The 14,018-nt window shown below is 64.4% G+C and carries 7 protein-coding genes and 1 pseudogene; 3 read left to right on the forward strand and 5 right to left on the reverse strand.

Annotated features, from left to right (window positions below):
• Positions 1-85: 85 nt before the first annotated feature.
• Positions 86-460 carry a hypothetical protein gene (locus PIJ50_RS14860; RefSeq protein ID WP_271976308.1) on the forward strand — a complete coding sequence of 125 codons (375 nt, stop codon included), beginning with the start codon at positions 86-88 and terminating at the stop codon, positions 458-460.
• 916 nt (positions 461-1,376) lie between these two features.
• On the opposite strand, the gene PIJ50_RS14865 is transcribed toward PIJ50_RS14860, so the two are convergent.
• Entirely contained in the window at positions 1,377-2,249 is an 873-nt protein-coding gene (locus tag PIJ50_RS14865; protein WP_271976309.1) for an oxidoreductase, read from the reverse strand.
• Positions 2,250-2,332: 83 nt separating this feature from the next.
• On the opposite strand from PIJ50_RS14865, the gene PIJ50_RS14870 reads away from it, so the two are divergent.
• Positions 2,333-3,256: a LysR family transcriptional regulator gene (locus PIJ50_RS14870; protein ID WP_271976310.1), complete on the forward strand. Its 924-nt coding sequence runs from the start codon at positions 2,333-2,335 to the stop codon at positions 3,254-3,256.
• 331 nt (positions 3,257-3,587) lie between these two features.
• Here PIJ50_RS14870 and PIJ50_RS14875 read toward each other — a convergent pair.
• Positions 3,588-4,945: pseudogene (locus PIJ50_RS14875) on the reverse strand (transposase).
• Between the two features lie 405 nt (positions 4,946-5,350).
• Between PIJ50_RS14875 and PIJ50_RS14880 the strand changes: the two are divergent.
• Entirely contained in the window at positions 5,351-9,649 is a 4,299-nt protein-coding gene (locus tag PIJ50_RS14880) for a Hint domain-containing protein (protein ID WP_271976311.1), read from the forward strand.
• 549 nt (positions 9,650-10,198) lie between these two features.
• Here PIJ50_RS14880 and PIJ50_RS14885 read toward each other — a convergent pair.
• From PIJ50_RS14885 to PIJ50_RS14895, 3 genes are all read right to left on the reverse strand, one after another.
• Positions 10,199-11,686, reverse strand: a complete 1,488-nt coding sequence (locus PIJ50_RS14885) for an IS1182 family transposase (RefSeq protein WP_271976312.1) — start codon at positions 11,684-11,686, stop codon at positions 10,199-10,201.
• Positions 11,683-11,970 (reverse strand): hypothetical protein, encoded by a 288-nt coding sequence (locus PIJ50_RS14890; protein WP_271976313.1) that lies wholly within the window; start codon positions 11,968-11,970, stop codon positions 11,683-11,685. Before PIJ50_RS14890 ends, PIJ50_RS14885 begins: the two co-directional genes overlap by 4 nt.
• 521 nt (positions 11,971-12,491) lie before the next feature.
• The gene (locus PIJ50_RS14895; protein ID WP_271976314.1) at positions 12,492-13,922 is read right to left on the reverse strand and encodes an efflux transporter outer membrane subunit; all 1,431 of its coding nucleotides are present in this window, start codon (positions 13,920-13,922) and stop codon (positions 12,492-12,494) included.
• Between the last annotated feature and the right edge of the window lie 96 nt (positions 13,923-14,018).

Below are 14,018 nucleotides of genomic sequence, written 5' to 3' on the forward strand. Positions count from 1 at the left end.
CGACAAAACATCAGGGGGGTCAAAATTGGGCGCCGATACCCCCGTCTAAGGGGTCAAGATTGCATGCCGAAGCACACCCAGCCTCGTGACCGGGCGCCTAATCGACCGATTCGGTTATCTGCTGGTGATGCTGTCGGGCGTGGCGCTGATCGCGGCCGGTGCCATCATCGCCCTGTCGGGAGAACAACTGGCGCATTTCTGGACGACGCTCATTCTGCTGGGCGTGGGTTGGAACCTCGCCTATACCGGATCAACTGTCATGATCGCCAAGGCGAGCGCGCAGGATGTGCGTCTGCAGGGTGCGGCGGACTTCGCCATCTTCGGATTCGTAGCGGCGTCTTCTCTTCTTGCGGGAGCACTTTTTCATCTTGCGGATTGGGTCGCGCTGAATGTGCTCGTTCTCGTAATTCTGGCGTTGGCATCCGGCGCAATCTTGGTGAATCGCCTTCTGTCGTCCTGAGGTGTCTCCGGATCAGACTAGGTCGAAATCCATTGCAGCCGTTGAATATCGCAGGTCAGGCCATTCATGAGCTGCGGGAAGTCGGTTTCGGGCAAACGACGTGAGGCGGCCAAGATTATAGAACGGCGACCGGTCGACGATCAGCATTCGACCGCCCCGCATACATCAAGGGAAAAGCATGCTCCGATCGGGCCACTGCAGGATCCGAACAAGCTTTTGTCACGTTCAGACGATGGCGGACAGCCTAGGTAGATTACGGCGGTTGTCAGCTCCCGCAACCAACAATACAGACCCCAAAGGGTCACCCCTTCGCCTCCAGCCCCGGCAACCCGCCGGGGCTTTCTGTATTGCTGTGGCGTTCCCCAGACCTGAGGGCCAGATAACACGCCGTCTTCCGCCAAGCACAGGATGCCCGCAAGATCGCCCATCAGTTCCATCCGGTGGCCGCCCGGCGCGCCAACTTCCGGATCGATCGTAAGCGTCGCATCTGGCCCCGCCTCGGCGGCTGCCGACGGCGCTCCACGTTCGGTAACATCACCTCGCGGACAGAGCGAGGATGTGCCGGTGAACAAACAACCCTTCCGGAAAACCAGCGGCCAGATCTTCGAGGCGTTCGGGTTCAGCATCCCTGTGAACGACGATGTGGTGGCCGCTGGACGATCAGGACGTGTGGTGTCCGTGCAGGGAGGCAGTTCAGCGGACCAGGAACAGGATGGGCGTTGGATAGGAACGGTGGTATCGGACGGCGACGGTCAACTCCTTCATCTGCCCCAGAATGCAGCCTTCCCGAGGGGAAGGTGCTGGTACGAACGGAGGGCACGTGGCTTGTTGTCGAAATCCTGAAACATCCGCTCTTGGATGTCCTGCAGGCTATAACCGGAGCGGTCGATCGCCGGCCGCCCCAGTCCTTTCAGGTTTACATATCGCCCGCCTGTCCGATCGCACCCAGTCGCGCCGCCTGCGCCGAGGTGAACACGAGGTCCGCCGCCGCCACGTTCTCACGAAGATGGCTGCGGGAGGAGGTGCCCGGGATCACCAGAATGTTCGGGCTCCGCGCGAGCAACCATGCTAGGGTGACCTGCTGGGCACTGGCGCCGGCATCCTCGGCCACGGCCGTCAGTTCCGTTGATTGGAGGGCAGAGAAGCCGCCCAGCGGGAAAAACGGCACGTAGGCGATCCCGTCCTCGGCCAGCTGGTCGATCAGTGCGTCGTCCGCGCGATGCGCGAGGTTGTAGTGGTTCTGAACGCAGACGATGGACGCGATCTCGCGGGCAACGGCCACCTGATCAGCACCAACGTTGCTGATGCCGATGTGGGCGATCAACCCTTCGTCCCGCATCGCCCGCATGACGCGCATGGGGGCCGCGATGTCGTCGTGCAGTCCTTCCATGCGCAGGTTGACGATGGCCAATCGATCGAGACCGAGGCGGTTCAGGTTGTCCTCGACCGACTGACGCAGAAAGGCCTCGTCCCGTCGCAAGTTCCAGCCGCCTTGTTCGTCCCGCCAGGCGCCGATCTTCGTCACCAGAACCAGATCGCCGGCATAAGGGTGAAGTGTCTCGCGGATCAGTTCGTTCGTGACATGCGGGCCGTAGAAATCGCTGGTGTCGATGTGGTCGATGCCGAGTTCGAGCGCCTCGCGCAGCACGGCACGGGCCTCGTCGGGGTTCTTCGGGGGGCCGAAGACGTGAGGCCCGGCAAGCTGCATGGCGCCGTAGCCCATACGGTTTACCGAAAGGTCGGTGCCGGGAAAGGTGAAGCGGCCAGCGGCCGAAGCGGGGGTGGTCATGAGGGTGCTCCTTTGTCCTGATGGCAATCTGGACCGGAAGACGTCGTTTGATAATACGGACATGTCCGGATAGGCTGATCGGCATGCCGAACAATCCGCCGCTGGACGACCTGAACATATTCCTTGCCGTCGTGCGGGCCAAAGGGTTTCGCGGCGCCGCACGAACGCTCGGCCTGTCCCCCGCCACCGTCAGCGAAACCATCGCGCGATTGGAAGCGGGGTTGGACGTTCGCCTGCTGACCCGCACCACCCGCAGCGTGACCCCGACCGAGGCCGGTCGCGATCTTGCGACTCGCATCGCGCCGCTGCTGGCCGAGACGGCCGAGGCGCTGGATGCCATCCGCAGCCGCGACGGTGATCTGCGCGGGCATCTGAAGCTGAACGTGCCGGGGGCGGTGATGGTCGACATCCTGCCGCCGCTGGTGGACCGTTTCCTGACCCTTCATCCCGGCGTTACAATGGAGATCATGGTGGACGACCGCATGGTCGACGCCGTGGCGGCGGGATGCGACGCGGGCATCCGCTATGGCGAGGCGCTGGCGCAGGACATGATCGCCGTGCCCATCGGGCCGCGGCGGCAGCAGGTGGCGCTGGCGGCCGCGCCTTCTTATCTTGACCGCGCGGGAACGCCCGGGCACCCGCGTGACCTGCTGGCGCATTTCTGCATCCGCGGACGGTTCGGCAGCGGCGCGCTCGTCCCGTGGCAATTCGAACGGGGAGGCGAGGTGCTGACGCTCGATCCCGAAGCGCGCCTGATCGTCGGCACGAGCGGATCCGCCGCGATGATCGGGCACGCACTTGCAGGTCAGGGCCTTTGCATGACGTTCCGCAACTGGCTGGAGGCGCATTTCACAACGGGCGCGCTCACCCCCGTTCTGCCCGACTGGTGGCCTGAATTCGAAGGCCCTCATCTCTATTATCACGGGCGCAGGCCACCTGCGCCACTAAAGGCGTTCATCGATTTCCTGCGCGATGCCGAGGTCCGGCCCGATCAGGGCCTCAGATGAAACGCCGCGCCTAGCTTTCCAAAACGCGAACGGCTGCTTTGTCCTGATACTGTTGAAAAGCTTGGCGAGGTGCTTCAAGCGCCCAATCGCTTAGAACATCATGCTGCAATCTGCACCGTTCTACGCGCAAGGGCGAGGCAACTCGGATTTTTTTTGGAAAAGATTTTTAGCCTCGGGATGCTCAAATCAACCAATAGAGTTTTTCGACAGTATATTCAATGAGCTGTCATAGCTCGGCCCAAGCACATCCACAGCCGTAGGTCTGCTCGTAGGAAATTGTGATGAAAAGCTCGATCCAGATCCTGCGATGAGATCGGCCCGCGCGTTCCCTTCACGCCGCTTGCGGGCCATGGGGGAGCAGTTTTGCGAATTTGCGGAGGTTCTGTGCAGTTGCGGCGAGGTGGAACTCGTGTTTGGTGCCGTTTGGGCCGCGCAGGCGAAACGGCCAAGGCGCAGGATGCGCTTGAGGTGGGCGAAGAGCATCTCGACCTTCTTCCGCCGTCGGCTGCTGTCCAGATGAGCGGCGGTTCCGGCAAAGGCGCGGACCTTGTCGCGGACGACTTCATGACAGTGGCGAGAGATCTTGCGGGTGGCCTGGTTCGGCGTGCAGCGGGCCTTCAGGTCGCAGGTGCCGCAGTCCGCCTTGCTGGCGTAGTATCTCCGGAAGCCGTCGCCCCGTAGGCAGGACGCGGCTTGGCCATGGTGCGCCAATACTTCTTCAGCGTTCGGCCGCCGGGGCATGTGTATTCATCAGCCACAGGGTCGAAGCTGAAGGCGGTTCTCGGGAACGTGCCGTCGAGGCGTTCGGTCTTTTCGAAGACGGGAATGTGCTGAGTGATCTCGCGCTCGTCCAGCTAGGCCAGCATTTCGGCCGTAGGCCGTATCGGCCGCCAGGCGTTCCGGCTGCAGATCGAAGCGATCCTTCGTGCAGTCGATCATGGTCCGCGTCGCTCCCACCTCCGCCTGCCGGATGGACCGGCTGGCTTCGACCTCCACGATGACGGCGTTGTCGGTGTCGACCAGGTAGTTGGTGGAATAGGCAAAGATCGCAGGCGCGTTCATGGCGGCGGTCCACTGGCTCGCCGGACCGCTGCAGGACACGAACTTCGGGCGCACCTCGCTGGCCGCGCCGAAGGCGGCATCGTCCAGCGTCTCCAGATACTCGCGGATGGCGCGGGGAGCGGTGGCCTCGTTGATCTGGCTGCCCTGCCATAGTTGTTGGGACATGGATTACATCTTGCCGGCATCGGCGCGGATCAGGCTGGCGTCGGCGGCGAAGTCACGGCCGCCGACCAGTCCTTCGGTGATGCAGCGGTGGACGACCGTCTCGAAGACCTGGCGCAGCAGATCGCTGTCGCGGAAGCGACCAGGGCGGTTTTTGGAGAAGGTCGAATGATCCGGCACCGCCGTGTGCAAGTCGAGCCGGCAGAACCAGCGGTAGGCGAGGTTCCGATGGACCTCCTCGCAGATCCGCCGCTCCGACCGGATGCCGAAGCCGTAGCCGATCAGCAGCTCGGGATTGACGGAAGGGCGGCCCGTGCTGTTGTAGAACGGTGCCAGATGCTGACGGATGCTGCCCAGATCCACGAACCGGTCGATGGCCCGGATCAGGTGGTCCTGCGGGACGTGATCCTCCAGCGAGAACTCGTAGAAGAGTGCGCCTTGCGCCACCTGCCGCGATCCCATCATCCCGATCACCTCCACCACCCATGGCAGGAAGTGAATCAGCGCCCGACCGGGGGATCAACAAGTGTTTTTCAACACAATCAGGACAATCCGGACGTTTAAGTCGTAGTCGCCGAAGAGAAGCGCAGCCGCCCTTTGAGACAGCGATCTGTAAACAGGTCCCGACCAGCTGCCGCGCCTGGCTCATCGGACGCCATGGAACTTCCAATTGTTACATTGAACAATTTTCAATCACCTGTCGCGGATGCAGCGGCCTTCCAAGCGAAACCTCTGCTTCCTTTCCGCAACAGATGCCGCGTTCAGGCAAGCATTTTGATAAATATCGATTAATATTGTTTCTATCTGAGGCTCACCCCCTAAAGTTGCGTCGAATCCGCTTTCCAGCCAAAACCCACCGAAGGAGCCGACATGCCGACGACGTTCAACTGGATTTACCTGGGCCGTTCCACCACGTTTGTTGACCCTACGGAGGGCAACACGACCATCGAGAATGGAGCCGCCCTGCAGGGTACGACCTACGGAGCCCCCGCGGCTCCGCTTTACAGCCGCCTCGTTTCGTCGGAGTTGACCACCAACACCGGACGGGCCGACATCTACGACCCGAACAACTCCACCAACAACGACCAGTTCACGACGACGATCAACGGCACGCAGCAGACGCTGACTTATGATGGTGGCGGCATCTATACCGGCACGATCACCTATGCGAACGGGACCACCGCGACGAGCACCGTCCTGCGGATCGTTCAGGCCACAAATGGCGACCTGTTCCTGGCGCCACCGGCCGTTGGCGGATCCGACCCGACCCTCTCGGCGCAGGCCATTCAATCCCTTACGCTGACAACCTTCAACGGGGCGCTCGATTACCTTGTCGACCGGCAGACGCAGATCTTCAAGGACTACGTCGTGCAAGGCTCCGCCGGCAATGATCTGATCAACGGCAGCTTTGCCGAAGCCGGCGGATCGGATTTCGTTGACGCCAATGACGGGCCCAATGGCAGCAACAACGATGACATCCGGGCGGGCGCTGGCAACGACACGATCCTCGCGGGTCTGGGCAACGACATTGTCGATGCGGGCACCGGCAACGACTCTGTTCAGGGCGGCGCGGGCGCCGACACCCTGAACGGCGGCGCTGATTTCGACACGGTGGACTACAGCGAGTCCACGGCGGGCGTGAACGTCGATCTGACCGCCGGCACCGGGGCTGGCGGAACCGCGGCAGGCGACGTCCTGTCGAACTTCGAAGCCGTCACGGGGTCGGCGTTCAATGACACGCTGACAGGCTCTGCCACGGCGGACTCCCTCCTCGGCGGTGCCGGAGACGATGTTCTGGTCGGCAATAGCGGCAACGACACGCTCACAGGCGACCTTGGCAACGACACGATCACGGGTGGCGCGGGCGCGGACAGCCTGACGGGTGGTGCGGGCACGGACACGGTATCCTACAGCGGCTCGACCGCCGGAGTGGCGGTCAACCTCGCAACTGGTGCCGGCGCGGGTGGTGACGCGGCTGGCGACGTCCTTGGCGGATTCGAGAACATCACCGGCTCCGCCTTCGCCGACACGCTGACGGGCGATGCTGCGGCGAACCTGATCGACGCCGGGGGCGGCAATGACACGGTCATCGGCGGCGATGGGGCCGACACGCTGAACGGCGGCGCGGACATCGATACGGTGAACTACAGCGGGTCGGCGGCGGCGGTAAATGTCAACCTGACCACCGGCCTGGGCGCGGGCGGATCCGCAGCGGGTGACGTGCTGTCGAACTTCGAACATGTGGTGGGCTCGGCCTTCAATGACACCCTGACCGGATCGGTGAACGCCGACTCCCTGACGGGCGGCGACGGTAACGACTCGCTGGTCGGCAATGCCGGCAACGACACGCTGATCGGGGATGCGGGCAATGACACGCTTGCGGGTGGTGCGGGTGCGGACGCGCTGGTGGGCGGCGCAGGGCTCGACCTCGCGGACTACAGCACATCCGGGGGTGCGTTGCAGATCAACCTCGCAACCGGTGCCATCACGGGCGGCGACGCGACGGGCGATACGGTCACCGGTATGGACGGGGCGATCGGAACCAGCTTCAACGACACCATGGTCGGGTTCGACCAGGCGGGTGCTGCGCCCAACTTCTACACGAACGTCTTCTATGGTGCCGCGGGCGACGACGTCCTCTCCGGCCTCGGCGGCGGTGACAGCTTGTATGGCGGCACGGGCAACGACACCATCTATGGCGACCGAGAGGGCAACACCTTTGTGGGCGCCGACGCAGACCTCCTCGACGGCGGTGACGGCAACGATCTTCTCGACGGCGGTGCAGACAACGACACCGTCACGGGCGGCGCGGGCAGTGACACGGTTCGGGGTGGCATAGGCGCCGATTCGCTGGACGGCGGCGCGGACATCGACACGCTGGACTACAGCACCAGCGCGGCCGGCGTGGCGGTGAATCTGGCCACAGGTGCCACGTCCGGCGGAGACGCCGCAGGCGACGTCATCAGCAACTTCGAGAACCTGACCGGTTCCGCGCTGAACGACACGCTGACGGGCGACGCGAACGCCAACACCATCACGGGTGGCGCGGGCGCCGATCTGATCGATGCAGGAGCGGGCGCCGACAATGTGGATGCGGGCGTGGGCGACGACGCGGTGACGGGCGGCGCAGGCGCCGATACCCTCGCCGGGGGTGCGGGCATCGACACCGTGTCCTATTCGGGGTCCACCGCAGGTGTGGCCGTGAACCTGGCCTCGGGGGCCGCTTCGGGCGGTGATGCCGCGGGCGACGTTCTCAGCGGGTTCGAAAACCTGACCGGTTCGGCCAACAACGACACGCTGACGGGCGATGCGAACGCCAACACTATCACGGGCGGCGCAGGCGCCGATCTGATCGACGCGGGCGCGGGTGCCGACAGCGTCGCGGCGGGGGCGGGGAACGACACGGTCATCGGCGGCGCCGGGGCGGACACTTTGGATGGTGGCGTGGACACGGACACGCTGTCCTATGCCGGATCGACAGCCGGCGTGGCGGTGAATCTCGCCACAGGTGCCGCGTCGGGCGGGGACGCCACGGGCGATGTTGTCAGCAACTTCGAGAACGTGACCGGCTCGGCTCTGGCTGACGCTCTGACCGGCGACATCAACGCAAACGTCATCGACGGCGGCGACGGATCCGACCTGATCGACGCGGGTGCAGGGGCCGACAACGTCATCGCGGGCGCAGGCGACGACACGGTGACGGGCGGTGCGGGCGCCGATACGCTGGCCGGCGGCGCGGGCACCGACACCCTGTCCTATTCCGGCTCCGCCGCAGGAGTCAGCGTGAACCTCGCCACGAACATCGTGTCGGGGGGGGACGGCAACGGCGACGTGATCAGCGGGTTCGAGAACCTGACGGGTTCGGGCTTCGCCGACACGCTGACGGGGGACGGGCTGGCCAACACGATCGTGGCGGGCGACGGGGCCGACCTGATCGACGCCGGGGCGGGCAATGACAGCGTCAACGCCGGCGCTGGCGACGACACCGTCATCGGCGGCGCGGGGGCGGACACGCTGAACGCCGACGGCGGAACCGACACGTTGTCCTATGCAGGATCGGCGGCGGGCGTGAATGTGAACCTGGCCACGGGCGCCACGGCCGGCGGCGACGCCGCAGGCGACGTCATCAACGGGTTCGAGAACCTCACGGGCTCGGCCGGCAACGACACGCTGACGGGCGGCGATGACGCCAACACGCTGTTGGGCGGCGCGGGTAACGACAGCCTGAACGGCGGGGTCGGCAACGACAGCCTGAACGGCGGCGACGGCAATGACACGCTGGTGGGCGGAGCCGGCTTTGACACCCTGAACGGGGGCCTTGGCGCCGATGCCATGACCTTCGGGCGGGGCGATCTGGCCGATGGCGGCGACGGAAGCGACACCTTCACGCTGGACGACCTGATCGACAACGAGAATGGCGCGACGAACACGCCGGACGAGGTCATCACCATTGCCGGCGGCGGGCAGGACACCACCCCCGGCGGTGGAGACATTCTGGACCTGAGCGCGAACACCGGCTGGCGCAACACGCCCGGCACCGTGGCCGGATCGGGCACGATCACGCTCTCGGACGGGACGCTGATCAACTACACCGGAATCGAGCAGATCATCTGCTTCACCCCTGGCACGATGATCCGCACGCTGGGCGGCGCCCGCGCGATCGAGACGCTGAAGGAGGGCGACATGGTCCTCACTCGCGACCGCGGGATGCAGCCCATCCGCTGGATCGGCACGACGGCCGTGGCGGGCACCGGAGCGTTCGCACCGGTCCGCCTGCGCAAGGGCGCAGTGCCGGATCTGACGGCGGACCTACTGGTCTCGCCGCAGCACCGGATGCTGGTGGAGGGCTACCGTGCGGAGCTTTTGTTCGGCGAGCGCGAGGTCCTCGCCTCGGCCAAGCACATGGTGGACGATCGCTACGTCACCGTCGAGGAGACGGAGCGCGTGATCTACATCCACATGCTGTTCGACCAGCACGAGGTCGTCTTTGCCAATGGCGCCGCCACCGAAAGCTACCACCCCGCAAGCTATGGTCTAGGCGGTATCTGCGAGGCGGCGCGGGAAGAACTCTTCGCGTTGTTCCCGGACCTGCGCTCCATGCCCGAAGCCTATGGCAAGACGGCCCGCCGCGTGCTCAAGAGTTTCGAAGCCCGCGCATTGGCTTGGTAAGGCCATAAAAGACATGAATCAGGAAAGCGCGGAGCGAAAGATCCGCGCTTTCACTTACCATCCTGGACACCTGCGCGACCTGATGCCTTGGGCCGGGCGCGCTTGTCATGAATGATCAACCGGAGCTTGAACCGGCAGCCTCTCCTTATGAACGACGGAGTTACAGAGAGCCGGTCACAGGGCTCTTGCCGTGTTCGACAAGGTCTGTCCCTTTTCCGCTCCTTAACCCTGCGCAGCGAGAGCTTCGTAGACGCGGCGAAGATCATGGAGCAGGTTGCCCAAGGTGATATCGGCGGGCAGGCCCCTAGCGGTGGCGGGATTAGGAACAAGGCCACATACGTAAGGTTCCGTCGCGTGCACGCTTAGATTGCAATCGACTTCGGTCAAGGGTTTACGATCCATGGCGAGCGTCCCCTCGGGTTCTCTTCGAACGTCCGCTGTGGGCTTAGGCTGTGTAGAAACTCATCGCCGATGACAGCTTGTTTCGGCGAGGATGAGAATGATCCGCCATGGGACAGATTTCGGCAGGACGTGGGTTGAGCGTCCTTTTCAGGCTTTCACCTCGGCCCTCAGCCCGCGGATCCCGATCAGCGCCACCATGCGCTTGATGTTGTAGGCGAGGACGTTCAGCGCAATTTCCGTCTTCACGTTCCTCAGCCTGCGGGTCAGGAAGTGGCTCGTGCCCATCCAGCCCTTGAGGGTGCCGAAGGGGTGCTCGACGGTGCCGCGGCGCACCGTCATCGGTTCTGTCAGTCCGATCAGCCTGGCCCGCGCCGCCCCGATCAGGTGCTCGTGCGCCCACCGCGTGATCCGGCGCTCCTTGCCGGTCGTGCAGCGGGTCTTCATCAGGCCGCCGCCGCAGTCGCCGGTCCAGTAACGGCGCAGTTCCAGCCCGTCTTCCTCGGTGGTGTAGCGGTAGGTCAGCGCTTGTCCGGCAGGGCAGCGATAAACATCCGCATCAGCCTCGTAGGCGAAGTCGGGCTTCACATACATGCCCTTGACCCGGTTCGGTGATGTCTCCGGCTTCGGGACCGTCGTGGTGATGCCTGCCTCATGGCAGGTCAGGATCTGCCGCCCGCTGAAGTAGCCCTTGTCGGCCAGAACATGCATGATTTCGCGATGAAGCGCCTCCTGCGCGGCCCGTGCCATTGGCATCAGAAGGTCGCGATCGTGGCCCTGATTGGTGACGTCATGCACGACGATCAGATGCGTTTCCGCATCGACGGCGGTCTGGACGTTGTAGCCGACCATGCCGCTGTTCCGCGCGCTCGTGGCCATGGCGCGGACATCGGGATCGCTCAGGGAGATCTGTCCCTCCGGTGCATCGGCCAGCGCCCGATCCATGGCTTGCGGATGCTGGATGTGCTGGCGGACGCGGCCGTAACGCTTGGCCAAGTGCGCGACCTTCTCGGCCCGGACCCCACCTTCCTCCTGCCGATCCACCCGGACCATCTCGGCAGTGTAACGTTCCACGTCCGCCTCCAGATGGGCGATGCGGCTGGCGATCTTGCCCTTGGTGAAGTTCCGGTCGCGGGAGTTCACCGCCCGGGACTTGCTGCCGTCAATGGCGACGCATGCGCCCTTGAGCACACCGATGCGTCGGCACAGCTCCATGAACCGGGCGCAGGTGCGGCGGATGTCAGGGCCGTTGTCGCGGCGGAAGTCGGCGATGGTCTTGTGATCGGGCACCAGCCGGCCGGTCAGCCACATCAGTTCGACGTTGCGTCCCGCTTCACGTTCCAGCCGGCGGCTCGACGGGATCCGGTTCAGGTAGCCGTAGATGAACAGCTTGAGCAGAACGGCAGGATGATAGCCCGGGCGACCGGTTCGAGCGTGCGCCGCCCGTCCGAACCCCAGGTCTATCAGATCAAACTCGTCGACGAAGAGGTCGACCACCCGGACTAGGTGATGCGAACCGTAGAACGGGTCGAGGTCGAATTCGGCACGCACAAGCGCCGCAAGACCGTCCATTCCCTTCCGGAAGTCGACAGGCTGGGTTGCGATGTAGATGCGGAAGTGGCCGGATGGCGTGATCATCGGTCACCCTCCAGAACCTTCAGCACAGCCAGAAGAGCGTCCACCGGATAGTCGGCAGGTATGCACAGCGCTGTGTAACGCCCTTGTATGCGGATGAAGGACGCGGTGGGGGCAACATCCTCGACGGCCTCCTGCCGTTCCTCCAGAAGCGTCACCTCCTTGAACATCTGGTACGACTTGCGCCACGGCCGGGAGTGTGCGCCTTTCCCGATCACTTCCGCCTTCCACTGGTAGATCTGAGATGTCTCGACCTTGCAGACGTCCTTGATGTCGCCGACCGTCATCTCCTTCGCGGCCAGCTTGCCAGCAATGAAGCGCTTGAACTCGAGGGACCAGAGGCGGCCACCACATCGTCGTTCACAGGGATGCTGAACCCGAACGCCTCGAAGATCTGGCCACTGGTTTCCGGAAGGGTTGCTTGTTCACCGGCACATCCTCGTTTTCTCCGCAAGGTGATGTTACCGGACGTGGAGCGCCGCCGGCAGGCGCGGGGGCAGGCGCCGGATGCAACGCTTACGTTCGATCCGCGGAACAGGACGCTCGCTAGTCCCCCCCACTGGGGTTCACCACGATCCGGTCGATCAATCCGCGGATCGTGTCCTTGGCTTCAGGCGCGCACTCCGCCAAAGATGCTACATTATCCGCGCCTTTGAACAGTGTCGCAAACGGCGCGGCGCCAAGCTAGCGGGCAGGAACAAGAATACCCGCGTTACAGGCTCCGCCTTAAATATGCCACGCAGCGATATACAGTTAATCTGCATAGTTCGAAAGCCCGTCTGCCTTGATCTCAAACGGGCTTATCTTCTTAGTTCGCCGCCACCTGAGCCGGCGTCGCAGCAGGTGCGGCAGCACGTGGGCCGATGCCAGCCCCGGCCGTGGCCACTGACAGCGTGACATAGTTCAGCGCCTGCTGACGGATCGCCTGCGCCAAGGAGTTGCGGGCGTCCAGAAGCGAACGCTCGGCGTCCAGTACCGTGAAGAACTCCGTGTCGCCGATGTCGAAGCTGGTGCGCGCCAGGTCCACCGCCTCTTGTGCCGCGCTGACCAGACGGCGTTGCGCTTCGATATTGCGGGCGTCGCGGTTGTAGGCGGCAAGGGCGTTCTCCACCTCCTCGACCGCGTCCAGCACCGTCCCCTGATAGGCCAGACGTTGCTGCACCGCTCGAGATTCCGCGATGGACAGGTTGGCGTTGTTGGCCGCGTTGAAGATCGGCAGGTTCAGTTGAGGGCCGAAGCTCCACGTCTTGATGGTGCCACCGCCCGAAATCTGCGTGGGCGTCACCGTTCCCGTCAGCGACAGCGACGGGAAGAACGCCGCGCGCGCCACGCCGACGTTGAACACGCTGGCCGCATACTGACGTTCCGCTGCCAGAACGTCCGGACGGTTGCGGATCGCCTCGGCCGGCACGCCGACGCTGGCGCGGAAACGGGGGCGCGGTTGCGGGCCGCCGCTTTGCAGCATGGCCTTCAACGTCGAAATCCGCTGGTTCGTCAGGGTGCCAAGGCTGTTCACCGCCTGATCGTAGCCGACCTCCAGCGAAGGAAGCTGCGCCTCGGCCTGCGCCACCAGCTGCTGGGCCTGAACCAGTTCCAGACGCGGCGCGCTGCCGTATTCCACCTTGGTCTGCGTCAGATCCAGCGATTCGCGGCGGCTGGAGATGCTTTGACGCGTCAGCGCGATCGCTTCCTGATAATAGCGCGCCGTGATGTAGGACTGCGCGATCGCCGACATCATGGTCAGGCGCGCCACGTCCACTGACAGATAGGCCGCGTCCAGCTGGGCCGAAGCGGCGGCACGGGCGTTGCGGTTGCGCCCGAACAGGTCCAGCGTCCAGGACACGTTGCCCGTCACCGACGAGGATTCGACCACGGGGCTCGCGCCTTCCGGCCGCCCGCGCGAGGCGGAGGCCCCGAGCGACACGTCCGGGATGTCGTTGGCGCCCGTCAGGCGGGCGTTGGCCCGCGCCTCGTTGATCGCCTCGATCGCCTGGGCCACGTCCAGGTTCCGTGCCAGACCGGCCGTCAGCAGCTGGTTCAGGCGGGAATCGTTGAAGGAGGCCCACCACTGCTGGCCCCGCGTCACGTCCCGTTCCGGCGCCGGCGCGCTGAACGTCGCCGGCAGGTCGGCCGTGGGGGCGGTGTAGTCCATGGCGCAGCCCGCCAGGAAGATGGCCGCCAGCGCCAGCGCAGTGGTGTTACGCGCAACACGAAGAAGGGGGGAGGGCGTCTCGCTCATCACATCGATCTCATCTCTGACGGGCGGGAGGAGCCCGTTCCTCGTTTTCCGTGAACATCCGACCCCGTGTCATTGAAACGAAACGTTCGTTCGGAT

The organism is Falsirhodobacter sp. 20TX0035 (assembly GCF_028307215.1).
Taxonomy (GTDB): domain Bacteria; phylum Pseudomonadota; class Alphaproteobacteria; order Rhodobacterales; family Rhodobacteraceae; genus Falsirhodobacter.

Excerpts from the sequence above, each read along its gene's own strand:
- PIJ50_RS14870 (WP_271976310.1), top strand. The coding sequence starts at position 2,333 with ATGCCGAACAATCCGCCGCTGGACGACCTGAACATATTCCTTGCCGTC.
- PIJ50_RS14885 (WP_271976312.1), bottom strand. The coding sequence starts at position 11,686 with ATGATCACGCCATCCGGCCACTTCCGCATCTACATCGCAACCCAGCCT.
- PIJ50_RS14880 (WP_271976311.1), top strand. The coding sequence starts at position 5,351 with ATGCCGACGACGTTCAACTGGATTTACCTGGGCCGTTCCACCACGTTT.
- PIJ50_RS14895 (WP_271976314.1), bottom strand. The coding sequence starts at position 13,922 with ATGAGCGAGACGCCCTCCCCCCTTCTTCGTGTTGCGCGTAACACCACT.
- PIJ50_RS14890 (WP_271976313.1), bottom strand. The coding sequence starts at position 11,970 with ATGACGGTCGGCGACATCAAGGACGTCTGCAAGGTCGAGACATCTCAG.
- PIJ50_RS14865 (WP_271976309.1), bottom strand. The coding sequence starts at position 2,249 with ATGACCACCCCCGCTTCGGCCGCTGGCCGCTTCACCTTTCCCGGCACC.